General features: G+C 32.4%; 1 protein-coding gene. It reads left to right on the top strand.

Annotation, left to right across the window (positions count from 1 at the left end; translation table 11 throughout):
- The coding region (locus D1094_RS18775; RefSeq protein ID WP_220452582.1) for a hypothetical protein at positions 1-473 on the top strand (473 nt) is incomplete at its 5' end.
- Between the last annotated feature and the right edge of the window lie 91 nt (positions 474-564).

Raw genomic sequence — 564 nt, 5'->3', positions numbered from 1 at the left:
GGCGTTATGTGCAAAGGAGTGTCATGCTATATCACCACGTATTAGAGAAAGTATTCTTCTATATTGTACTCTTCCTAATGATACTCCTTGTGGTTCTATGTCCTTTTGCCGTTTCATATTTTGCCATAAACTATGCCGAAGGAATAAATCTTAACTTATCGGTTAGTTTTGGCTTATTAGCTTTAATATTATTGAGCTGGTTTTATTGTATTCGACTAATTTACTTTGGCTTTCTGATCACTAAAACAATAAACGCAGTTATAAACTATGACGATAACGGGATTACTATTAAACAAAAACATGGTTCCCGTTTAATTAAGTGGAGTGAATTGGTTCGGTTCAAGGAGAAAATTGATTTAAATGGTTTAATGCTACTGGATAAATCTGATAAAGTATTATTTATTATTTCTTTGAATTCAATAGGTTTTAATTTGTTTAAGGCAGAATTAGACCGTAGATTAAATTGCACATAACAAGTCGTTTAAAAGGACAAAAAACAGTTGGCTTTTGCTCCTTCGTCGCTAATTTTAGCCAACAATTTTTTTGCCTCTTAACGAGGCGTTA

It is taken from the genome of Colwellia sp. RSH04 (genome assembly GCF_003545765.1).
Taxonomy (GTDB): domain Bacteria; phylum Pseudomonadota; class Gammaproteobacteria; order Enterobacterales; family Alteromonadaceae; genus Colwellia.
Note: the sequence above shows the minus strand (reverse complement) of the source record. Positions and strands in the feature narration are given on the sequence as shown.